The sequence below is a fragment of the Bacillus sp. NPDC057893 genome (assembly GCF_042796455.1).
In the GTDB taxonomy this organism is placed as follows: domain Bacteria; phylum Bacillota; class Bacilli; order Bacillales; family Bacillaceae_G; genus Bacillus_A.
In genome coordinates this window covers 428,873-452,074 of the sequence record NZ_JBHVNG010000004.1, presented here as the reverse complement: position 1 = coordinate 452,074, position 23,202 = coordinate 428,873, and the positions used below count along the sequence as shown (strand labels likewise).

Sequence of the window (23,202 nt, the reverse complement as noted above, 5' to 3'; positions counted from 1 at the left end):
TGTAATGTATACAAAAATCAAAAATAACGCTGTATGTAACGGAGGAGATTGTATGAAAGTTTTAGTAACAGGTGCAAACGGAAATTTAGGTTCTAAAATTGTTGAGTATTTACTTACCAGATTATCAATTGAAGAAATACTTGTTGGTGTACGTGATGACAAGTCTGAAAAAGCACTTAGCTATAAGGAACAAGGCTTAGAAGTACGTGTAACGGATTTTGAAAATCAAGAAACCTTGTTTTCAGCATTCAAAGATGTTGATCGTTTATTCATCATGTCAACATTTGGTGACTTTGATACAGTTATACGTCAGCATACAAATGCACTAGAAGCTGCCAAAACAGCAGGTGTAAAACAAATTATTTATCCAAGTGTTACAAGAGCAGAAGGAAATGACTTCTTCCTAGCAGGCATGCATAGAGCACGTGAAGTAGCAATTATTGAATCAGGTATTCCTTATGTGATTTTGCGTAACAACTGGTATGTAGAAAATGAACTTGGTACAATTCAAAGCTGTATGGCTGGTGCCCCTTGGGTGACTTCTGCAGGAGAAGGGAAAATCGGCTGGGTATATCGTCCGGATTTAGCTGAAGCAGCAGCGAATGTTTTGGTAGCTGCTGGTCACAAAAATAAGATTTATGAACTTTCTGGTGAAAATTTAAAACAACAGCAATTTGTTGATACATTAAGTGAAGTATTAGGCAAAGAAATTCCTTTATTAGAAGTAGATGACTCTTCTTATAAAGAAATGTTAAAAGGTGCTGGAGTACCTGAAGCCTACCTTCCAATGTTAGTCATGGCTCAAAAAGGGATTCGTGAAGGAGGATTAGAATCAACACATACCCATTTGAATTTCTTATTAGAACGTCAGGCTACACCATTAAAGCAAGCATTAACACATTTATTAGTAAATACAAAATAGATAACTCAAATTCCACAGCCGAGATCAAATAATAAATTTTGTATTGTACAAAGTGCCAGTCCACATTAGGAATGGCACTTCTTTATGACTGCCTTTACTTCGACCATCTATCACTTTAGTTAAAGAAGGATTTTTAAACAACATTATTATTTTTTAAAGGACTTTATTGCAAAATAAACATCTTTTTGTTACTTAACAAATTTACTTAGCTACGCAAAACACTATAATCTTTTGAATGAATTTCTAAGTTCAACTTATTTGAATAAGCCTTATTCAAAATAAGAAATACTATCCCTCCTGTAATTGGAAGCGTGTAAGCAGGGATATAATTTAATAATAATCCTGATAATGCCAATGCTATTGGCTGCATCATTTTACCTATACTAAATCCAATACTGAGTACCCTCCCCCTATATTCATCAGGAATCTCTTTTTGCATGAAATAAATTAAAGGAATATCAATTAACGCTATTATTAGCCCTAAAAAGAACATAACAACACAATACGTAATAACGTATACAAAATCATTTACTTCAAAACTTTTGAATAGAACTGGAATTCCTGAAATAATCATAAAAACTGCCAACATTGAACTTAGCTTTTTCAAAAGATAAGAGTAAGAAAAACGATTAGTTATCTTTTTTACTAAAATTGCACCAATTATCATCCCTACTGGAAAAGTCCCTTGAATGATACCAAATTGCTTAGAACTAAGATTGAGAACTGTGTTAATAATGTATGGTAATGGAACAGTTACAGCAAATCCTAAGAAGAAATTAAGCGAAATTAAAATATGAAATGTATTCTTTAAGCTTTCTTTTTCAAGTAAATAAGAAAACCCCTCCTTTAAATCTTTAATAAAATTAATTTCTCTTATTAAACATTCTTCATTTATGTCGTGCTTGAACAATTTTAAGTGAATAAACATTATGGATATGCCCGAAAGAATAAATGAAATACCATTTATAATTATAAAAGTTTTTATATCTAAGACAGCAAAAACGATGCCACCTAACATAGGACCGAGAATCAAAGATACAGAATCAATAATTTTACTTATAGAATTAATACTCATTAACCTCTTTTCAGAGAAGATATTTGGTTTTGCGGCTTCTAACCCTATTCCAAAGAATGTTGTAAATACAGACATAAGAAAGGTAGTAGCATAAATGATGAATAAGTTTAATCCATAATTGCTGCTTACTATATAAATAGCAATTAATAAGCCTCCATTTAGTAGATCCATACAAACAACTAGTTTCTTTTTATCAACCTTATCTGCGATTACGCCAGCAAATGGATTCATAACAATCATTGGAATCGTTCCTAAAATGAGTGTGATTGCGAAATTTAATGCTGATCCGGTTGTTTGTAAAACATATAATCCTAATGCGAAACTATAAATAGAGCTACCAAATATTGATACTGTTTTCCCAATTACATAGAGACAAATATTTTTTAGTTCTTGGTTGCTTTTTTCATTTTGTAAATGTAATCGTAAACTCCCCATAACTTTTCCCTCCCGCTTAACTTTGTATTACGTACAGTGTAAGTTCTCGGGTCAACCCAATATCAATATGCTAGTATTAAAACTTTTAAAAGAAAAATTAAAAAAGATGGGGTTAACCCCATCTTTTTCCGAAAAATGAATATGTATAAATTTCTTCTCCTTGAACAAAGAAATTCTCGTATTTTCCCCCTCGTTCTATATATTCTGAAGTTCTTTCATCTATGGAATTAAACTGTAGCTTTTGGATTTCTCCCTTCACTTTTGAAGACGTAAAATTATCTCTTAATCTAGTTGTAATTTGGCTATTTATGCTAAAATTTTTAAATACAATAAATGAACTTAATAAATAACAATCAGGTTTGAATAGATAGTTTAATTCGTTCAATAAAAATTTTTCATGCTCAAAACTGTAATTACTTGTACCAGACTGATCAATTACAATATCAACAGACTGATTCTGAATAGGTATACTTAAAAAATCAGCGCAAATAAAAAGAATGTTTCTTTTGGAATTTCTTTTTTCAATTACATCTTTTAAAAATAGAAGTTTATTCAAATCTCGATCAACAGCAATATATAAGCAATCTTCCGGCAGCTCTTCATAAATATTTCGTAAAAAGAAGCCAAGACCCGATCCTATATCAAGTATTACCTTGTCATTTAAATCTAGTTGTTTTAGTTTCTTTTTCGCCCATTCTCCTACTCTATGTATATTCTCCAAATAAGAAGAATCAGTTGCATGGATATAATCTGAAATAGGATCTTCAAAAGAAGCCCTGTCAGACGTTTCAAATGATTTACCTGCTGTTAAAATCCCTGAAGCAATAACATACTCTTCGCCACAATTACAAGTTAATTTCCCCTCCGTAATTTGATTACTATTAATAATTCCATCTTGAAGAATTAAATTTCCGCTACACTTAAAACATGTAAGAAAGTTAAGTACCCTTAAATCTACCCCTAAAATTGAATTAGAAATCTCAGTTGTTATAGATAAATCATTTAACGCTTCCTTTAATTTATCTTTTCTTTCCTTTAAACTCTTTATTTCTTGTTTAACCTTTTCATATTTCAATTTAAATAAAGATTGGTAAAAAGTATCTTTTTCGTAATTCATAGATTTTGCTAAACTTTTATAAAGAAAAAGTTCTTTAATTTCATTCAAACTAAATCCTAGCCATTTGTATTCTAATATAAGCTCTATATCTTTTTGACAATACTCATCAAAAAAATAATGGCCACCCTTCTTTTCAGGGATAATTAGTCCGAGATCCATATAATGTCTAATCGTATCTATACTTAAATTATTTTTTTCTCCAAATTTACCGATTTTCATAATATCACTACCAATATATATTATTTATTTACTTTATAGTTCTATATTATTATTGAAAATCCATTTATTTTAAAGAAAATATACTACTGTAAGCACAACTTATTTTTATATTGTATGGAGATATCATTCTTAATATAAAAAAATAGATTCTTATCGTTAAAGTTAATGGGTAGTACTCAATATAAATAATTTCAAAATAAATATTTATTCTATTACAATTGTTCGAAATCTCAGCTCAATTCGTACATCATTTAATATTTTAATATAGTTATTACAATTTCATTTGAGTTATGGTATATTAAAATTCGTATTCATAAAATCTTACATAACAAGGAGAATTTAAGTGGATAATTTATTATTAAAGAACGATTTATCATCAGAACAATTGGCACTTGTAAACTCAGAATTCGAAAAAAATAAAAAATCAAAAGGGCTTGCTTACTTAATTTGGTTTTTCCTAGGAGGGCTTGGAGGTCATCGCTATTATGCACGTGATTTCGGTATGGCTATCGCAATGACTTTAACACTTGGTGGGCTTGGCATTTGGGCTTTAATCGATGTATTCTTTATTGGACGTCGTATTGGTAAGAAAAATGAAGAGTTAGAACGTGATATTATTTTAAAAGTAAAAACTATGACTTCATCTACTCGCGTATCTTAATAAAAAAAACCTCCAATTGGAGGTTTTTTTTATTAATAACTTATTGCTATTGTTCCTTCACCTGCATGAACAGCAAATGAAATTGGCAATGGATAAAGCTTGAAATCCATTTCAGGGAATGCTTGTTTAATATCTGAAATCCATTCTTCAGCTCCATCTTTATCGTTAGCATAGAACATATGAAGTACTTTTGGTAATTCTTTTTCAAGCTCATTTTTAATGTATTCTCTACATTTTTGGATTTTACGCACTTTCTTTTCAAGTAAAAGTTCTCCGCCTTTTACTTCTAAGATTAAGTTGACACTTAATAAACTTCCAAGTAAAAATTGAACTCCCTTTACTCGACCACTTGCATATAAACCTTTTAAGCTTTTTGGAAATACATAAAAAGGCCTTCTTTTTTCATCTACTAATGTTTTATGTATATCTTGTAAAGTCATACCATCATTGTATAACGTTTTAGCTTTTCTCAAAAGTTCATCCATTGGATAACTTGTCGTTTCACTATCTAATACAGTTAAAGGGAAACCTGCCATATCAGCAGCTAACTTCATATTTTGATAGGTCCCACTTACTTTTCCGCTAATAGCAACTGCAAAGCCTTCTTCATATTCTTCTTTGCATTTAGTAAATAATTCTACCATTTCCCCTATGTTAGGTTGCGAAGTAGTAACTGTTCTTCCGTCATTTAACGCTTCATAAAGACGTTTATGAACTCCTTCTTCACAATCCTTATAAGACACTCCATCAATAATAACTTCAATTGGGATAACAAAGTTATCACCATCTGTTGTAAAACTCGCAGTTGTACTATCAGTAAACCAAGCAACACGCTTCATGTTGTTCCTCCCTTATTCTGTTCCTCTTTTCTGACTTTTCTATATATTCATCTTACGAAAAGAGGATATCCCCTGTAATAGTAACAGGACTTTATTATTTTGGCTATAGTAGATGTATAATAAATGTGAATGTTTTTTGTCTATTTGTCATAAAAAAAGAAAACCACAAATTTTTCCGGTCTTCTTTTAATATTACATTACTTAAATGTTTCGTTATCTAAAATAACAACATAATCATTCGTCATTCGCCCCGCTTCTTTCGTATAATTGACAAGCCGCTGGATGTTATCACAGCAAATTTTTGCTCCCCATACGAGTAACGGTACACCAATAAAATCAATATGAAATCTTCTAGAAAACAAACCGCCTAAAGTCATTGGCAATGGAACTGTTGGTGATGTATTAGAAAAAATAATCTTATCCTGGTTTTGATAATGTTTTTGTAGAATCTCGCCTAAATGCTTCATCGCAGGTACAACGACCTTTGATGCCCCGCATCCAATTGTATATACGGGATTCCCATATTCATCTTGTCCATGAAAAATAATTTTCCCCATATCTTCTGTTTTCAATTTATTAAAATACTCCACATTTAAAATTTCTTCTTTCGTTAACTTCCGATCCGTTGGTAATTTATTTAAATGATAAGCTGCAGCTAGCGAGGTTGTATGTGTTCCACCGAAATCTGTATAGATAAAAATCATAATATCATCCCTTATTGTAAAAAGTTCAATGTTAATTAGTATCACCATTCAAAAGATTGTTAAACAAGGGATGAATTGATTTATACTTTTTGTGTTAATTCATTATATTTTTTCCAAATATAATATCGTCTACTAATTACTGTACCTAATGTGATACAGAGGAACGCATTCGTTACAACCATCAATGTGGAGTGCGTACTGCCAGAAAACATACTTTGCTTAATCACGATTTTTGCACCTAAAATAACAAGGAGAATAATTGTACTTAACCAATTTCCTTTTCGTAATACATGACCTGTTTCACTATCTAACCGAAATGTTAAAGCTTTCCCCCTAATAATTCCAAGGGCCACTCCAATTCCAAGCATTGCAACGAAAAGAAGTCCTTGCAATAAAGTTACTTGCTCCATGTGAACAATGGACTGAATTGTTACATAGCACAATAAAGCTGGAACGAGCCAAATACGATTAATTTTCACTTTACGTTCTTTACCTTGCATTAAAACGATAATAAGAATAACAACGATAATATCCAATTAAATCCCCCCTATTTACACGTTTCCCTTTAAAAATTATATTCTCCTTTCTTTATTCCATACTTGAAATACAATAGCTACTTTTAATTGTAAAATATGGAATGTAATCTTCCATCAGTCTTAAGCATTATTTATAAAAGTAAAAAGACGTATTTTTTACTCGTACGTCTTTTAGTACCTTTATTCAAAACAAGTACATCCATGAACTCGTTTAAACTTTTAGTTATCAATAGATTCTACACCTTTAGAATTAGCTTTATCTAATACTTGAATGTTAAATTTAGCAGCTAGTTTTAAAGTAGTTTTATAAATAGAAAATCCAAGAATAGAGCCTAGAACGTTACAGATTACATCATCAATATCGGTAATGCGTCCCCATCCACTAAATAACGACTCAATTAATTGTAATAATTCAATGCAAACTGCTAACACATCCTTCAGATCAATATTAAAACTACATATCATTATTCTTATATGTATATCAATATGAATTACAACTTAAATATCCAACTGAAACATTTACGTGCGTATAATTTGATTTTTATCTGTATAGAATTACAGTCCATTTAAGAAAACCTTCATTTTGTAAATAAAATGAAGGTTTTCAATTTATCACTTACCTCATTAACTAAAATACTTTTCAAAGCAGATGCAATCATGAACCCGTTTAAATTGTTTTCTTATCTCTTCTTTATTTTCACCTGTATAATGAGAAAATGTTTGAACCGGATATAACTGTTTCATATTACTTTCTATCACATCTTTTATTTCATTCGTTTGATCAGAATATACATGTAAATACGAATCTACGTTTACAAAATTATTATTTTCATACCAGCGTTGAACCCATAAATCGTCCCTAGTCCATGCTTCCAATCGATTTAATTTAAGTTCTTTAGCTAACTTTTCTGCCTCATTTAATAGTTGATTACCAATTTTCATTCTACGGAAATCCGGATGAACTGCAATATGCCAAATCATGCCGCCAAGACCAGTTCCTCTTGAACAAACAGTACGTTCTTCTAATTCGTATTCAATATCTATTAACCCCACTATTTGATTTTCGTATACAGCTACTAATTCAATAGCAGGATTTTCATATTTTTCTTTTTCTCTAAATACGTTATCAAAATATGCTGTATCTAAAAAAGATAATGCACGACAACGTATCCAGCCTATTTCATCGTCTTTTTTATACGCCCTAATCTTAATATCCATGTAATCAAAAATCTCCTTCTATTTCTTCCATTAATTTTTCAGGTTCTGCCCCTTTATTTGATGGAAGAACTAATGTAATTCCTAGGTCTGGGTATACGACCGAGCCAAAACTCACGCCTGGATGATATCCCATTCTATAATATTTAAAAATATCGTTTTGTTTTTCCTCAATCCATATTCCATAATCGTAAGACTGAGTATTCACCAAAATGTGAAGGGTAAAAAGTAACTTCGTATATATAGATGGAAGAACCCTCTTATTACGTGCTATTAATTGTAAAAGGAAAGAAAAATTATTTCGAATCTATTGATTCAGTTGAATATACCTTGGACCTTGAAGGTAATAAGGTAAACGCACACAATATTATAGTAATAAGTAGCATTACAACTACTCCTACAATGACTACAGTCTGAATAGAAGTGAACTGAGTTGCAACACCGGACAATATTGTAATAAAAATTGTTACTACCGCAATAAAGAGCCCATATATACTCCCAATCCGCCCCATCATATGAACAGGAACGTTGTTTTGGTAAAATGTATAAAACCCTGTATTTGCATATGCCATAGAGAAAGATAAAATAAAGAATCCGATAGCAGCTATTAAAAACTCACTTGAAAAAGCATAAATCAAATATCCGATTGCAATGAATAATGATCCTATCCCAATTAGAAATGAAGGTGCTAATTTTTTTGATAAAATTGTATTTGTTATGGCTCCTAAAATAAAACCCGCTCCAGCGATACTAACTAAAAAGCCATATTCACTATCTGTTAACAATAAAACTTCTTTCGCAAATGATAATTCAAGTGAATCATTTGCGGTAGCTAATACCATCATCCCCTGGAATAAGAAGTACACACATACGACATACAAAGATTTTTTACTAAAATTTAAAACTATGTTCCAATCTTTTTTTAGTACAGTTAGAGATAACTTATCTCTTGATGTATTAGAAGCGTGTTTTTTATCAAGATTAGGTAAAAGTAATGTAATTAACCCTGATAACAGAAATGCTATAGCATTCATATATATAGCAAACTCTGGTGTACTCGCTATTAACAATACTCCCGCTACTGCTGGACCAATTAAAGATGCACCAGATCCTATTAAAGTACGTAGTGAGTTGAAGCGTTGTCTTTGCTCTACTGGAATTAATTTCGTCATATACGTCATAGCAGTAGGCTCATAAATCGCACTGGCCATACTTATAAAAAATACGAATAGATAAACAATCCAAAGTGATGGAAGTAAAGGTAACATAGCGATAAATACTGCTCGATATATATCGAGGTGAATCATTAACTTCCGTTTGTTTAAACGATCTATCATACTTCCTGACCAAGCGTTTGTAAATAAAGCAGCTAATGGTTTAATCACATATAAAGCAGCAACCGCTAAAGCTGAGCCACCCATATTATAGACAAGTATATTAAGTGCTATTAAATAAATCCATGCACCTAAATTCGCAATACCAACTCCGGACAATAGCAATAAAGGATATTTCCAATCTTTAAGTGTTTTTTTCACTTTAGGCCCCACGCTTTCCTAATTATTTTAAAGCAATAAAAAAATCCCACCCCCAAGACTTATAGTCTTAGGGACGAGATTTATCATCGCGGTGCCACCCTAGTTTATTAATATGTCGCCATATTAAACTTATCAGGTACTGCATTGTTCATGCTTATACCTTAGCTCTATAACGGGAGCTCCCGTCACATCACCTCCTTATAATAGGTTCCGATGTGCTGCTCAGAGGCTTGGTTCAATAAAGAATTTTTACTCCTTTTCAGCTAAATGGAGCTCTCTGTGAAAAATTCATTTTATCTACTCTTCTCATCATCGCATGTAATTTTATCCATATTATCATGGAGGGTAGTATATTGTAAATGATTAAAAAGAATAATCAGTTTTTTTAAAAAGAGAACACTCCTTTTAATTCTTTGATTTAATTTATTATTAATAATAAATGCGGTGCGTGAAATTACTTATAATTCAAACAAAAAGGGCCTATTATACTATAGGCCCTTCCGAAATTCTAGACTAATTTGTATTCGCTTCTGCTAATGGTTCTAAAGGCGGTTCTAAATTCAGTATTAAAGTGTCTCCCTTTTGTAAATCTTGTCCTTTTTCAATACTTTGACTCGTTACATACCCTGTACCTGTTGTTTTTAAATCTAATTTCAACAACTTAGAGAAATACATAACATCACGCATTGACCAACCTTTTAGGTTAGGCATTTTCACATTATTTCCCACTAGAAATATGCGATCTCCTTCACTTATTACCTCGCCAGTTTGTGGATATTGTTTTATTATCTTTCCTTCTCCTAATAATACCGGCTGAAGTTTCGCTTTTTCTGCAATATTTTTTACAGTATCTATCGATTCGTTCACATAATTTTGTACTTTTATTTCAGATTGCTTTGTTGCATTTGCCATTTGTTTTTCTGTATATGGTTTCACTTTTAAATATTCTAGACTGTTTTTCATAACTGGTTTAAAAATTTCAGCAAGAGGCTGAGCACCGTATTCATTTCCTTTTAATTTAGGTTGCTTAATGGCTAAATATACGACTAATTGTGGATCATCAATTGGAGCCATTCCTAAGAATGAAAAAATATAATTTTCTTTCCCTTCCATATATCGTCCATTTTCCGGATTCGGAATTTGCGCTGTTCCTGTTTTACCACCAATCGGGTAACCATCAATTTTATACATCGTTCCCGTTCCTTTAGATGAAGTTATAACACGCTCCATTAAGTTCCTTACCTCTTCTGCAGTTTCTTTTTTTATCGGATTCCCTATTTCTTTAGGTTGATTTTCCATAATAACTTGTTTATTTGTTGGATTTACAACCTTATCAACAATATAAGGTTTCATCATTTTTCCGTCATTTGCAATTGCTGTGGCCGCTTGTACGATTTGAATAGGAGTTATAGTTGAGCCTTGGCCGAAAGAAGTAGTAACTTGTTGAATTTGAGTATTTAACAATAATGTATTTTTACTTTCTCCAGGTAAATCTATCCCTGTTTTTTGATTGAAACCAAATTTATTCATATATTGCTTGAATTTATTTGGTTTCAGTAACTGGTCTTCTAAAATAGAAAAAGCAACATTCGATGACCGTTCAAACCCTTCATCAAATGTAATTGAGCCCCATCCATAGCCACCATTATGATCTTTAATCTCTGCTGAACCAACTGCGTATTTTCCTGATTGAAAATATTCTTTTCCGTTATATACACCTTCATTAATTGCAGCAGCTAATGTAAAAACTTTCATTGTAGACCCTGGTTCGAATGCATTCGCAATTGGATCGTTTAAAAAATATTCAATGTCTCCTTTGTTAGGATTATAACTAGGCTTACTAGACATTGCTAAAATCTTACCTGTTTTTGGATCCGCAATAATTCCTACTAACATAGAAGGATCATAGTGTTGCTCCGCTTTATTCATCGCGTCTTCTAAAAAACTATTAATTTGTTTATCAAGCGTAAGATATACGTTATTTCCATTTTTAGCAGGTTCTACTTTTCCTATATCATTTGTAAGTGGGATACCTTTTCGTGAACCTACATATTCTACATTTCCGTTTGTAGAGCGTAAATATTTATCCAAACTTTCTTCAAGCCCAAACTTCCCCTTCGCATTACCTTTATCGTCTGGTCTTGCAAAACCAAGTATATACGAAGCGAAATCTTCATTTGGGTATACTCTGGCTTTTTCTGTTCTAAACGATACACCTGGTATTTTCAAATTATTAATTTCTTCCTTCGCTTCTCTAGATAGGTTACGTCCACTTTTACCAATTTCAACTTGCGTACGTCCTTCATGAAAATTTTTCGTGATCTCCTCTTTATCAACTTCAAGCGCATCTGCTAAACGTTGTGCAGTATCTTCTTTATCTTTTAACTTATCTTTTCCTTTTAAGTTTACAACGATGCGATATGTCGTTGAGTCTTGGACTAATACTTTACCGTTTTGATCATAAATTGTCCCGCGATTTGCTTCAAGAACTCCATTTTTGTTTTGTTGTTCATTCGCAAGATCTTTTACATTAACATTATGCACGACTCCTACTGCTTGAATATAAAATATACGTAAAAGCATAGTAAGAAACAAAACAATAAAAGCAACCATCATATATCGAGCGCCTTTATTCGTTTGAAATTTATGCATACTTATCTCCTTTCTTTTCCAATGTATTAATGCAAAGATGCGCTACTAAATATGTTCTTTATTATATTAGATACTATATTTTTCGAAGTTTTTTTACTAATTCCTCTATAACTATAAGAAAACTAGCTATGTTACTATTTGTTTTTTATTCATTTATATTTTTAAAATAAAAATACGGTAAGTGAAATTTAAGAATTTTTAAATAAAAAGAACCTACTTTTTGTAGGTTCTTACGATTAAGCTATATGGTTATATTTCGCTAAAAAAGGAACTCGTTTTGCTACTAGTGCATACATTTTGAAAATAAATTTTGCTAACGGTTCAAATATACGTGTGCTTTGTATTACTAATCCACTTGTAATAAATGTTAAGAACGCAGCACCAAGTATATCTAGAGGATAATGAACACCTACGTACATGCGTGATACACCGACTAATATTGCCCATATAAGCGCGATATATTTAAGTTTTTCTCCTCTTAGAATAAATACGAAAGCAATCGAAAATACAAGCACAGAATGATCACTTACAAATGATGAATCTGCTGCATGCGGCACTAATTGATTTACATGATGTGTTATAAAAGGACGCGGATGGTAATATACCGCATGTATAAGAACATTTACTAATAATGCAATACTAACTGAAAGTGTCGTATATAACACTGTATATTGTTTTCTAATTGCATTCTCTTTCTTTCCATTATTGAACCATAGGATAAGCATGAATAGAATAGCTACATATGCAGCACTATTTGTAATAGCGATCATTAGCGTATCTAATAGCTTGGATGATCCAGCAAAGTTATTAATCCATTGAAATACTGTGTAATTCATATTACTCTCTCCTTATTATTTCTCATTGTACTTTAAATAAAGATACAAGTTCTTGATTTACACAGTATACAACATCAATATGAAAATGGGCTTAAACTTTTCTCATCTAATTCTCATGTTATTACTATTCATTTGACAATCGTGTAACTATTTACAAGAGCTAAGTATGTATAAAGGTTGTAAAACATTTTAAATAGTATGGTAAACACTTTATGCATGAATATAATATTTAACATGTTCATTTAAATATAATTTCTCTGAAATCATATTTTCATTCCATACGAAGGGCAATATTACCGAATTGCTCTCCTTGCTGCATTCGATTTAAAGCTTGGATTGCTTCTTCTAATGGATATACTTTATCAATAATCGGTTTAATATTATGTTCCTCTATAAAATGAACCATCTCATTAAATTCTTCACGGCTTCCCATTGATGTTCCCATAATATCAATTTGATTATAAAATAATGCTCGTAACGGTAATTCGATTTTATCTCCTGAACTTGCACCGAAGTTAACGATTCTTCCATTTGGTTTTAATATATCGAAATATTTCGAGAAAGTCGCCGGACCTATACTATCTATAATTAAATCCACTTTTTCTCCATGTAGGCACTCTTCCCAATTACCAGAACTATTAAAAGAAAAGTCTGCTCCATATTTTTCAGCAGCCTTTCTTTTGTCCTCTATCCTTGAAGTAACACTCACCTTTGCTCCAATTGCTTTAGCAAATAACATAGCATAAGTAGCTACACCACCGCCAATTCCCGGAATTAGGACATGTTCTTCAGGTTTTAATCTACCTTTTGTAAAAAGCGCTCTATATGCAGTTAATGCCGATAAAGATAAAACGCCAGATTCTTCCCACGTAAGATAGGATGGCTTTTTCACTACATTTTCAGCTGGTACAATAACATATTCGGCAAACGTTCCATCGGCTGGTCCACCTAGTACCTCAGGTAACTCTGGTATTTCATGAGTATTATTCCATCCAATACTAGGATTTATAATAACCGCTGTATGTAGTGCGATATTTGAAACACCTTCTCCTAATTCCGTAACAATACCTGCACCATCTGATCCTAGAATTAAAGGTAATTCCATTTCTTTTCTATTATTCATTATAAATAAATCACGATGATTTAAACCTGCTGCTTTTAATCTCACTTTAACTTCCCCAACATTAGGTGTTATCTCAGGTGATAATTTATATTTTAAACCTTCTATTCCATTTTTATGTTGATGTACAATAGCTTTCATTAATTATTCCCCCTTAATACTTTCAATGTACTTTAAATATCGAAATAAATAAAATAATTTGATTACTAAGCATCAAAAAAGGAGGAAATACAAAATGTATTCCTCCTTTTAAATAACTCTTACAAAAAGAATTTTCCACCTTCAACTATCAATGGGTAGCATAAGGAAATGTAATCGTAACAACTGTTCCTTCATTTTCTTTACTGTCTAATTGAATAGTTCCGTTATATTTTTCTACAAGCCGTTTTGCAATAGATAGGCCTAGCCCATTGCCACCTTGTTTTCGACTTCTAGCTTTATCGACTCTATAAAAACGGTTAAGAACAAAGGGTAAATCCGATTCAGGTATTCCCGCTCCATGATCTATTATGCGAATATTAATTTCCCCTGACTGCATACTTGATTCAATACAAATATACTTATCAACTTCTTTTGTATATTTCACTGCATTATCCATTACAATAATAATAATTTGTTCTAAGTAAGATGATGGCATTGAAACATCTGCATCATCTGCATCCAATTTCATATCAAATTTAAAGTCAGTTTGCAGTACTGAAAAGTTTTGTGTAACTTGTTTTAATACGCTATTAACATGGACTCGTTCGACTGCTATTGGATGCATCTGTTCTGCTTCAGCTCTTGATAGTTCTAGCAATTCTGAAACTAATTTATTTAATCGATCTACTTCTTTTAGACTGGATTGAAGAGATTTATCCAATACTGCTGAATCATTTTTCCCCCATCGATTCAGCATTGATAAGTGCCCTTGAATAATTGTTAATGGTGTTCTTAATTCATGCGATGCGTCTTCTACAAACTGTTTTTGCTGTGTAAAAGAAGTTTCTACTTCATCCATCATTTCATTAAAAAGAATCGATAATTTTGCGAGTTCATCATTATTTTCTCGTACTGGAACTCTTTCATTTAGTCCGTTTTTCTTAATACGCTTCATCGTCTCTGTTATGTTTTGGACACTTGATAAAAGCTTTTTCGTTATAAGTATTCCGCCTAAAAAACTAAACACTAATCCACATATCCCTGCAAAGACCATTACCACTAAGATAATTTTTAATAAATGATCAAATGTCTCTAAGTTTTTCGTAAGTTCAATAGTTCCCGTGAATTTTTTTGTTTGAATTGGTATGCGCTCAACTAATATTCGATCTTCTATATGTCTTTTTATAAATGATTCATCTTGTGTAACATTTTTTGGTTCTATCCACGATTCATTAAAATCTCGCGAAACAGTAACAATGGGTTTTCCATCATTTCCGATAATACGAATCATTTGATGTTTATCAATCATGTTGTTAAGAAATTCATTACTGTTTTCAAATGTTTTGCTCGAGAGCGTATCATTTTTATCTTGGAAATATGCCGCTATTTCTGTCACTTGTCTATTTATTTGTTTCTGTTCATAATCTATAGTCCACTTATTAATTACAATGAATTGTAACGCGCTATATAAAATAAACAAAATGAATACTAGTGTAGTGGACCAAAGTGTTAATTTCCACTTTATAGGCAAATTTCTAATTCGGTACATAATGTTTTTTATCATTTCATTATATATCCAGCACCGCGGACTGTTTGGATATACTCCTCCTTATCTAAACTATGTAACTTATTACGTAGATAACGAACATACACATCGACTATATTTGTCTCAACCATTGCATCATATCCCCATACTTGGTCCAGTAAAATATCACGGGTAAGAACTCGATTAATATTTTTCATAAACATAAGCAGTAGCTCGAATTCTTTATTTGTAAGTTCAATTTCTTCATTTCCTTTAGTTATAGTTCGAGATTCAATCTGAAGCTGTAGATCTTTAAACGAAAGAAATGATGCGTGCTTTTGCTCTGTATTTTCTTCTCTCCTAAAAATCACTCTCATACGTGCTAAAAGTTCTTCAATTGCAAACGGTTTTGGAAGATAATCATCAGCTCCACTATCTAACCCTGTCACACGGTCCATAATACTATCACGAGCAGTCAACATAATAATAGGTGTACTTTTAGTTGCTCTTAGTCGACGACATACTTCCAGTCCATTTAATCCTGGTAACATTAAATCAAGTAATATGAGATCATAACTATTTTCAAGTGCTGCTTCTAATCCCTTTCTTCCATCAAGTTGTATATCTACTATATATCCTTCATACTTTAATTCTAATTCTAAAAAATCTGCTAAGCTTTCCTCATCTTCAATAATTAGTATATGTTGCAACGATACTTCCTCCTATACGATTAAATGAATAAGTAATCCTATTCCGAATATGACTGCAATAATTTGATGTGTTTTTCGATACATCTTCAATTTTGTTTTCTGATTAGATTTCTGTAAAACAAATCCCGCAACCCCTAATGTTATTAAGGCTAAAAGAGAAAATATACCACTGTATATTAGTATTATATGACGACTTCCTTTTATTAAAAAGTAAACACCGTGAGTAGTCGCAACAGCTATTACAGCGTATCCAATTAATACGTGAAACTGTTTTATGAAAAGATATAGCTCTTTAATCATTTTAAATCCGTGCATATTTTTCTTCTTTAAAAATAACCATATTTGACGTAAAAACCATAATGATGCAGCTAGAATTGCCCCATATTCACCGAAAGAACCTAATTTCTTATTTAACCATTTTACATTTAATACATTCCCGTACAAAACATTAATAAATAGCAATTCTACACTGCAAATAATAATAGTAATACCTATTATTTTAACATACATATGGAAATATTTATTTCTAAGTATTTTCTCCATTTTATATAATCCCCTTTTGACTCAAAAGCTTTATAATCAGCAGTGTATCAAGTAAATGAGAGAATAACATGAGAGAAAGATTAAAATAAAATGAGAATCTGCAAACTACTTATATTTTGTTTATATCCTTTTTGGCCAATTCTAATATGTTGCAAATAAACGGTGCTTTTGCATTTGTATATGAAACACGTTCAAAAGGATATGTAGCAGCAAGCATCTCTTTTAATTTTCTATATTCTTCACGTGCCCACTCATGATTTATTAGAAAGTCTCGAAATAAAAGGTTGTTCCTCCATTCTTCGCTATTATAAATATAAACATGTAAATGGTGGGTACCAGCTCTCCATTTACCCTTTCTAAAAAAACGCCAATTAGGTGTTTTTTTAGGAACATATTCATATCCAATTTCTTCTAGGGATTCCCTCCAATTTTCTGTAATTTGTAAATTTGTTACACCAATCATCATATCAATAAGCGGTTTAGCCCCTAATCCTTCTACGGCTGTGCTTCCTATATGTTCAATAGCAATAATTTCTTCATGGAGTAACGGCACAATTTTATTTTTTTCATTTAAAAACTCTGTATGCCAATATTGTTGGTACGGTTTAATTATGATTTTTCCATCCATTTGCTTTCCTCCTTATAACTGTATATTATTATATTTATAAAATTTAATTTTATAAATATAGGGATTTCACAAAATATGTCGAATACTGTAATGGACAACTTAATTATATTAAATTTGAGGTGAATTATGAAAGATATTCCAGTTAAAATTCAGTTAGATACTATAACATTCCAACTAAAAAAACATCATAATTTTGATTGGCTTACAAAACTAGGTACAGTATTTGCGGTTTTTGACCAACAAGATTCCGGTAATATAAGTTTTGGTGTTGAAAAGAATGGGAAAAAGAACTTTATAAAATATGCAGGGGCACAAACACTCGCATATAATGCTTCTACAAATGAAGCTATACAAAGATTAAAAAGCTCAGTTACTATATACAATGAATTAAAACACGTTTCTCTTATAAGTTTAATTGATCACTACCCTGTACAACATGGATATGTTTTAATTTTTGATTGGTTTGACGGTGAATGTCTTCACCCGCACTGGAGTTTCCCACTCCCAGAAAAATATAATGATCCTAACTCACCATTTTATAAATATAAGAAATTATCCGTTAAAAATAGGCTAATTTCATTAAATTCTATTTTTAATTTCCATACTTACGTTGAACACAAAAACTATGTAGCTATTGATTTTTATGACGGTAGTATTTTGTACAACTTTAAAACTAATGAAACAAAAATTTGTGATATTGATTTATACAGTAACAAACCGTATGTAAATAAGATGGGACGAATGTGGGGATCATCTCGTTTTATGTCACCTGAAGAGTTTCAACTTAACTCTATAATAGACGGAAAAACAAATGTATTTAATATGGGGGCTATGGCTTTTGCACTACTAGGTGGCGGGCAAGATCGTTCCTTTATGAAATGGGAAGCTAGTGAAGGCTTATATGAAGTAGCATACCGTGCTGTAAATGAAAATCGTAGTGAGCGCTATGCGTCAATGGAAGAGTTTAATAATGCATGGTTAAAAGCCTATAACACTGAAAATCTATAAAAACTACATACATTGTAAAAGTACATGTAAAACTTGTACTTTTATAATGTATAATACATATGGGATTGAAATTCAGGATAACGGGGCATGTATTATGAACTTTGTTTACATTAATCAAAATGTTTTAAATAATCTTCTTTATATTTTAAGCAGTATATTTGTTTTTTATTTTATTTATGATAGTGGGTACTTCGGGAAGAAATATAAGAAACTACTTATCATTCTTTGTACGAGTATCCCACTAATTTTATGTATGCGGTATCCCATCTATATGGATGAAAATTATATTCACGATTTAAGACAAATCCCCTTTTTAATTGGTACACTTTATGGTGGATTTCCAGTCGGTATTGCATTACTCATGATTTTATTAATAATACGTTTTATGTTTTATGGTTTTAGCCTGTTAACAATCATTGTTTATGGAACGATGTTAATAATTACAGCATTCGCATCATCAAAATTTAATACATACAATAGGAAAATAAAAGTAACTTCATCTATGTTTTTAACTTTTTTCCTTGCAATATTTACAACAGTAATTGTTTTAACTCTATCAGATTTTGAAGTGAATAATTTGTACATTATTTATTTCATTCTATTACCAACTATTTTAATATTATTTATGGTCTATTTTAATGAGGTCTTAAAAGATGCAATATTCATGCGATCAAAATTAATAAAAGTTGAAAAAATGGAGATTGTCAGCCAACTCGCTGCAAGTATTTCACATGAAGTAAGGAATCCATTGACTGTTGTAAAAGGATTTACACAACTTTTAAAAACACCCAATATAACTCAACAATCCAAAGATGAGTATATTGAACATATTCTTGAAGAGTTAAATCGTGCACAAGCAATTATTGATGATTACTTAACTTTTGCCAAACCGGCTTCAGAAAAACTAGATCATATTTCAGTGAGGCACGAATTAAATCGAGTTATTAATATGATGTTGCCTTTTTGTAACATGAATAATATTAATATTACAAAAGAGTTCTCAGAGGGAACAATTATTGGTAATACACAGCACTTCCATCAATGTTTTTTAAACTTAATTAAAAACAGTATTGAAGCAATGCCGAATGGCGGTGATCTTATTATTTCTGCATCTGTTAGTAATAATAAAGTCATAATACGAATTCAAGATAATGGAACTGGAATGTCACAAGAGCAAATTAATCGATTTGGCGAACCGTATTTTAGTACAAAAACGAAAGGTACTGGTTTAGGTACGATGGTTGCTGTAAAAATTATCGAAACGATGCGAGGCACATTGAAAATCCGAAGTGTTATAAATAAAGGAACTACTTTAACTATCACATTACCTAAATACAGTAATGAAGAGATTTCGTATAATAAATGAAAAAGGAGCTATTAAGCTCCTTTTTCATTTATTTCGATACAAAAAGTATCTGCTATGTTTTTTAAAGTTTACATTTTGTAGAGATTAATTAGAAATTAGTAACCTTAGCTCCAACAGCTACATCCAACAATAATTAATAAAATAAATAACACAACTAATAATGCGAAACCTCCACCAAAACCACAAGAACCGCCGAAACTCATATTTTCTCCTCCTTTTGGTTTGAAAACTAATAGGTAGTTGATCATTTTAACTGGTTCGTATTATACAGTATGTGTATCTCCCTTTTTTGAGCATGTCTTCATAAAATTAGTAAAAGCACTCTATTGAGAGTGCTTTAAAATGGGTACCAGAAACTCTTGAATACATTTACTTTTAAGTACACTGCAATAATTAAAATGATAATACCAACAAAAAGTGTGATGTAATCCTCCTTTTGTGCGTCCTTTGCACAGTACCACGTTCGTTTATCTTTCTTTCCAAATTCTCTTAAATCCATTGCGTTTGACACAGTATCAATTCTTTCTAATGAATGAATAATAAGTGGCCAAAAAATTAAAACACGGTTTTTCATACGAATCCACAAACTCGCTTCTCCTTTTTCAAAAGGTACGCCTCTTGCTTCCTGTGCGTGTCTAATGATAATATATTCGGATTGAATACTTGGTATATAACGCAGTGCAATATTTATTGCATATGTAATTTTATAAGGAACAGCAAATTTATTTAAGCTGCTTACAAATTCACTTGGATGAGTTGTATAAATAAAAAGAAGTGTAAATGGTAATAACGTAAAATATTTCAATGAAAGTGTAGCGGCATAAAATAATGTTTCATATGTAATTGTTGCATAACCTATATGAAAAAAAGAGGTATACGTTCCCGTTAATTCCGATCCATAGGTGGGCGTAATGAAAAGAATCATAACGGAATTTAATAAACTAAATGTAAATATAACGCTGAAAATAACTATAATTTTACGCAATTGAATTTTTGCAATTAAGAGGCCGATACATCCAATAATAAATAAAATTAGCAATATACGAAAATCAAAAAATAAAAAAGTAAGAGTCATACAAAATATAAATAAAGATAACTTAATTGCACCATCCATACGATGAAAATACGTATTATGCATATTCCTCCCTCCTATTAGCCTCAATATAAAGTTTCACAAACTTTTCTGGAGTTGGAATTCCGCTTAATTTAGCTAGTTTTATTAATGAAATCTCCCGTAGATTAGCTCTTTGTAACGTTCCTTGATCCCCTAATACAGTGGATACAGTATTGTCCGCAATGATTTTCCCTTCATGCAGAACTACCGCTCGATCTGCGTATTCTAAAGCAAGATTCATATCGTGTGTGATAATAATAAAGGATGTGCCTTTTTCAACCAGTTTTCTAATAAAGGACATAAACTGTTTGTAATGATAATAATCTTGTCCAGCTGTCGGCTCATCTAATATAATAAGTTTCGGGTTTGTTATAAGTACAGATGCAATAGTAAGCCTCTTTTTTTGTCCGTAGCTTAATGCTTGAATTGGCCAGTTACGAAATGGGTATAATCCACAAATTCTTAAAGCTTTTTCGACTCTACTCTCAATCTCATCTTTAGAAACTTTTTTTAATTTTAATGAAAATGAAACTTCTTCTAAAACAGTGGGCTGTGTAATCATTTGATTTGGGTTTTGCATAACGTAAGAAATAACTTCCCCGCGTTTACGAATAGACCAAGAATTTATATTTTCTCCATCGAATGTTATTCTCCCATTCTTTGTTTTATTTATTCCTATAAGAGTATGAGCTAATGTCGATTTCCCTGCTCCATTATGACCCAATAACGCTACTATCTCTCCCTCTCCTATTGAAAGGTTGATATCTTCTAAGGCTGTATGTTTGTTATTGTATGTAAATGATAAATTTTCTATCTTGCATAAGGCTTTTTTAATATACGTGTTTTTAGATGACACTTGCTTCCGCATCCAGTTCTTTAATAGGTTATGAACGCCTGCATTACGTAGATTTTCAATTGGAAATACCCCAACATTATTACTGTCAAAATTTAATTTCTTTAGAGCTTCTATATAAATAGGTTCTCTTAGTCCGATATTTGGTAATATATTAGAATTTAGAATACTATCCGGTGAACCAATCGCAATAACTTCTCCCTCATCTATTAAAATAATTTTATCTAAATCAAGATTTAAAATTTCTTCTATTCGATGTTCAATAATTACAATTGTTTTATTATATTTCTCATGCATATTTTTAATGAGTTCTATTGTATTCAAACTACATGCAGGATCTAAATTAGCTAACGGTTCATCAAATAATAATATATCTGCATTTATCGTTAGCAGACCTGCAAGAGAAACTGTCTGTTTTTGACCTCCTGATAATTCATGTGGACTTTGTGCATGGAACTCCTGCATGCTTACCTTTTTTAAAGAATCCGTAACAATCTTTTTCATTTCTATTTGATTTACACAATCGTTTTCTAATGCAAATGCTACATCTTCTTCGACAGTAAGGCCTATAAATTGTGAATCTTGATCTTGTAATATTGTCCCTACGTGTTTACTCTGTTCAAAAACACTACCTTCTCTCGGATCCTTTCCAGCTATTAAAATGTTACCGGTGCTTATCCCTTCGTAAGAAAATGGGATTAGCCCATTTATACAATGAGCTAATGTTGACTTCCCTGAACCACTTCGTCCAGCGATAAGAACCTTTTCCCCAGGATATATTTGAAATGTAATATCTTTTAAAGTAGGCTGCGTGGCATGCCTATATTGAAAGGTAAATTGTTCAAAAGAAATAATTGGTTGCATGTATTCATCCCTACTTTTCAATTTTTAAATGTGTATGTTTCTTATTTGATTTTGCTAGACCGATCGTGATTGGTAAGCCAAGAACTAAAAATACGATAACGTCTGCAATTGTTGCGCCTAGTACTTGTATAACGATTTTGTCAAACGGTTCTCCCATCACAATAATATCGAATGCTCCAGCAAATATAATAGCTATGACAATACCAATTAACCCTGCAATTGCAAAATAAGAAATATCACGGTTATTAAACGTTCCATTTTTCACACTGAAACCAGTTCTTTTTTGTATAAGACCCATTGAAAATCCGATAATCCCCGAACTAAACACCCATCCCCACCAAATACCCCAACCAGCGATCGTATCTGTAACCGTATGACCGATGAGTCCTATTAAAAGTCCTGCTACTGGGCCAAATAACGCACCAAAAACTGTTAATATAGCCAATGCTGGTTTAATAAATGTATTGGGTGCGATAGAAAATCCCCAAAGCCCTAATACCCCGTATAAAGCTGCTCCAATTCCGATTGCTACTACTAGTTTTGTCGTTAATTTGTTCATTACAATTCTCCTCTCCCATTATCCC

At 31.6% G+C, this 23,202-nt stretch carries 22 protein-coding genes, 2 pseudogenes and 1 other annotated feature; of the genes and pseudogenes, 4 read left to right on the top strand and 20 right to left on the bottom strand.

The genetic code is table 11. The annotated features are described in order from the left end of the window. Nucleotides 1–52: 52 nt before the first annotated feature. Nucleotides 53–922 carry an SDR family oxidoreductase gene (locus ACFVQC_RS20860; protein WP_377899125.1) on the top strand — a complete coding sequence of 290 codons (870 nt, stop codon included), beginning with the start codon at nucleotides 53–55 and terminating at the stop codon, nucleotides 920–922. 205 nt (nucleotides 923–1,127) lie between these two features. On the opposite strand, the gene ACFVQC_RS20855 is transcribed toward ACFVQC_RS20860, so the two are convergent. Both ACFVQC_RS20855 and ACFVQC_RS20850 read right to left on the bottom strand, forming a co-directional pair. Next, a complete protein-coding gene (locus ACFVQC_RS20855; RefSeq protein WP_377899124.1) occupies nucleotides 1,128–2,432 on the bottom strand; it encodes an MFS transporter in 1,305 nt (434 codons plus the stop codon). A 112-nt stretch (nucleotides 2,433–2,544) separates the two neighbouring features. Then, nucleotides 2,545–3,768 carry a methyltransferase domain-containing protein gene (locus tag ACFVQC_RS20850; RefSeq protein ID WP_377899123.1) on the bottom strand — a complete coding sequence of 408 codons (1,224 nt, stop codon included), beginning with the start codon at nucleotides 3,766–3,768 and terminating at the stop codon, nucleotides 2,545–2,547. A 343-nt stretch (nucleotides 3,769–4,111) separates the two neighbouring features. On the opposite strand from ACFVQC_RS20850, the gene ACFVQC_RS20845 reads away from it, so the two are divergent. Then, complete coding sequence (locus ACFVQC_RS20845) at nucleotides 4,112–4,429, top strand: TM2 domain-containing protein (protein WP_002147547.1); 318 nt, start codon at nucleotides 4,112–4,114, stop codon at nucleotides 4,427–4,429. Between the two features lie 32 nt (nucleotides 4,430–4,461). On the opposite strand, the gene ACFVQC_RS20840 is transcribed toward ACFVQC_RS20845, so the two are convergent. From ACFVQC_RS20840 to ACFVQC_RS20775, 14 genes and pseudogenes are all read right to left on the bottom strand, one after another. Further along, nucleotides 4,462–5,268, bottom strand: coding sequence for a DegV family protein (locus tag ACFVQC_RS20840; RefSeq protein ID WP_002127627.1), 807 nt, complete (start codon nucleotides 5,266–5,268; stop codon nucleotides 4,462–4,464). A 197-nt stretch (nucleotides 5,269–5,465) separates the two neighbouring features. Continuing rightward, entirely contained in the window at nucleotides 5,466–5,972 is a 507-nt protein-coding gene (locus tag ACFVQC_RS20835) for a DUF3189 family protein (RefSeq protein ID WP_377896198.1), read from the bottom strand. A gap of 80 nt (nucleotides 5,973–6,052) precedes the next feature. After that, on the bottom strand, nucleotides 6,053–6,508 hold the full coding sequence (locus ACFVQC_RS20830; protein WP_264540902.1) for a CcdC protein domain-containing protein: 456 nt from the start codon (nucleotides 6,506–6,508) through the stop codon (nucleotides 6,053–6,055). A 219-nt stretch (nucleotides 6,509–6,727) separates the two neighbouring features. Continuing rightward, nucleotides 6,728–6,937: pseudogene (locus tag ACFVQC_RS20825) on the bottom strand (VanZ family protein); the annotation flags it as partial. 195 nt (nucleotides 6,938–7,132) lie between these two features. After that, on the bottom strand, nucleotides 7,133–7,726 hold the full coding sequence (locus ACFVQC_RS20820) for a GNAT family N-acetyltransferase (RefSeq protein WP_377899122.1): 594 nt from the start codon (nucleotides 7,724–7,726) through the stop codon (nucleotides 7,133–7,135). Between the two features lie 4 nt (nucleotides 7,727–7,730). Further along, nucleotides 7,731–7,970: pseudogene (locus ACFVQC_RS20815) on the bottom strand (penicillin-binding protein); the annotation flags it as partial. Nucleotides 7,971–8,019: 49 nt separating this feature from the next. After that, the gene (locus ACFVQC_RS20810) at nucleotides 8,020–9,258 is read right to left on the bottom strand and encodes an MFS transporter (protein WP_377899121.1); all 1,239 of its coding nucleotides are present in this window, start codon (nucleotides 9,256–9,258) and stop codon (nucleotides 8,020–8,022) included. 66 nt (nucleotides 9,259–9,324) lie between these two features. Then, nucleotides 9,325–9,580, bottom strand: a binding site (T-box leader). Between the two features lie 191 nt (nucleotides 9,581–9,771). After that, on the bottom strand, nucleotides 9,772–11,910 hold the full coding sequence (locus tag ACFVQC_RS20805) for a penicillin-binding transpeptidase domain-containing protein (RefSeq protein ID WP_377899120.1): 2,139 nt from the start codon (nucleotides 11,908–11,910) through the stop codon (nucleotides 9,772–9,774). A 236-nt stretch (nucleotides 11,911–12,146) separates the two neighbouring features. Then, nucleotides 12,147–12,746: an undecaprenyl-diphosphatase gene (locus ACFVQC_RS20800; RefSeq protein ID WP_377895982.1), complete on the bottom strand. Its 600-nt coding sequence runs from the start codon at nucleotides 12,744–12,746 to the stop codon at nucleotides 12,147–12,149. A gap of 271 nt (nucleotides 12,747–13,017) precedes the next feature. After that, nucleotides 13,018–14,007 carry a zinc-binding dehydrogenase gene (locus ACFVQC_RS20795; RefSeq protein WP_377899118.1) on the bottom strand — a complete coding sequence of 330 codons (990 nt, stop codon included), beginning with the start codon at nucleotides 14,005–14,007 and terminating at the stop codon, nucleotides 13,018–13,020. Between the two features lie 148 nt (nucleotides 14,008–14,155). Then, nucleotides 14,156–15,571 carry a HAMP domain-containing sensor histidine kinase gene (locus ACFVQC_RS20790; protein WP_377899117.1) on the bottom strand — a complete coding sequence of 472 codons (1,416 nt, stop codon included), beginning with the start codon at nucleotides 15,569–15,571 and terminating at the stop codon, nucleotides 14,156–14,158. After that, nucleotides 15,568–16,242, bottom strand: a complete 675-nt coding sequence (locus ACFVQC_RS20785) for a response regulator transcription factor (protein ID WP_219918804.1) — start codon at nucleotides 16,240–16,242, stop codon at nucleotides 15,568–15,570. Before ACFVQC_RS20785 ends, ACFVQC_RS20790 begins: the two co-directional genes overlap by 4 nt. A gap of 12 nt (nucleotides 16,243–16,254) precedes the next feature. After that, a complete protein-coding gene (locus ACFVQC_RS20780) occupies nucleotides 16,255–16,785 on the bottom strand; it encodes a hypothetical protein (RefSeq protein ID WP_377899116.1) in 531 nt (176 codons plus the stop codon). Nucleotides 16,786–16,894: 109 nt separating this feature from the next. Further along, nucleotides 16,895–17,413: a GrpB family protein gene (locus ACFVQC_RS20775; RefSeq protein ID WP_377899115.1), complete on the bottom strand. Its 519-nt coding sequence runs from the start codon at nucleotides 17,411–17,413 to the stop codon at nucleotides 16,895–16,897. Between the two features lie 126 nt (nucleotides 17,414–17,539). Between ACFVQC_RS20775 and ACFVQC_RS20770 the strand changes: the two genes are divergently transcribed. After that, nucleotides 17,540–18,421, top strand: coding sequence for a protein kinase family protein (locus ACFVQC_RS20770; protein ID WP_377899114.1), 882 nt, complete (start codon nucleotides 17,540–17,542; stop codon nucleotides 18,419–18,421). A 46-nt stretch (nucleotides 18,422–18,467) separates the two neighbouring features. Beyond that, entirely contained in the window at nucleotides 18,468–19,787 is a 1,320-nt protein-coding gene (locus ACFVQC_RS20765) for a LytS/YhcK type 5TM receptor domain-containing protein (RefSeq protein WP_377899113.1), read from the top strand. A gap of 104 nt (nucleotides 19,788–19,891) precedes the next feature. Here the strand turns inward: ACFVQC_RS20765 and ACFVQC_RS20760 are convergent, their stop codons facing one another. From ACFVQC_RS20760 to ACFVQC_RS20745, 4 genes are all read right to left on the bottom strand, one after another. Next, entirely contained in the window at nucleotides 19,892–19,990 is a 99-nt protein-coding gene (locus ACFVQC_RS20760) for a YjcZ family sporulation protein (RefSeq protein WP_000007808.1), read from the bottom strand. Nucleotides 19,991–20,124: 134 nt separating this feature from the next. Beyond that, entirely contained in the window at nucleotides 20,125–20,925 is an 801-nt protein-coding gene (locus tag ACFVQC_RS20755; RefSeq protein ID WP_377899112.1) for an energy-coupling factor transporter transmembrane component T family protein, read from the bottom strand. Continuing rightward, on the bottom strand, nucleotides 20,918–22,618 hold the full coding sequence (locus tag ACFVQC_RS20750; protein WP_377899111.1) for an ABC transporter ATP-binding protein: 1,701 nt from the start codon (nucleotides 22,616–22,618) through the stop codon (nucleotides 20,918–20,920). The genes ACFVQC_RS20755 and ACFVQC_RS20750 overlap by 8 nt, the downstream gene beginning before the upstream one ends. Before the next feature lie 10 nt (nucleotides 22,619–22,628). Next, the gene (locus ACFVQC_RS20745; protein WP_377895991.1) at nucleotides 22,629–23,177 is read right to left on the bottom strand and encodes an ECF-type riboflavin transporter substrate-binding protein; all 549 of its coding nucleotides are present in this window, start codon (nucleotides 23,175–23,177) and stop codon (nucleotides 22,629–22,631) included. Between the last annotated feature and the right edge of the window lie 25 nt (nucleotides 23,178–23,202).